At 27.1% G+C, this 360-nt stretch carries 1 protein-coding gene; it reads right to left on the bottom strand.

The window, feature by feature from the left end:
• Positions 1 to 150 precede the first annotated feature (150 nt).
• Positions 151 to 360, bottom strand: a 210-nt coding sequence (locus G3997_RS04380) for a hypothetical protein (RefSeq protein ID WP_330616210.1), incomplete at its 5' end; no start/stop codon positions are given.

The following is a 360-nucleotide window of genomic DNA, read 5'->3' as shown; positions in this document are numbered from 1 at the left end:
ACTYATAAATACCACATTGACTAGTCTTGCTATTAGTCATAAGGTAAATATAAAAATACTTCTCCTCTGGAGTTAAATCTAGTATAAAACCATCTTGCCAAAATTCAATATGCACATTCCTATAAACCGCCATTTGTAAAMATCCCCCTTTTATATCTTAAAAACTCTAGTAGAACTTTCCTTAGAATAATCTTTATAAAGCTCTGGATAATCATTTTTAAATCTTTTAGTATCAAAAATAGTTTTACTTTGCTTTTTCCAAGTAATTTTTCTATCCCCAATAAAAGCTACTTCATAATTTCCCATTTGAGATTTAAAAAACTGTTCCATAGACTTTTTCTCTTTATCAAATTCTTTTAT

Source organism: Romboutsia sp. 13368, assembly GCF_018336475.1.
Classification (GTDB): Bacteria; Bacillota; Clostridia; order Peptostreptococcales; family Peptostreptococcaceae; genus Romboutsia.
This window is presented reverse-complemented; position numbering and strand designations above follow the sequence as displayed.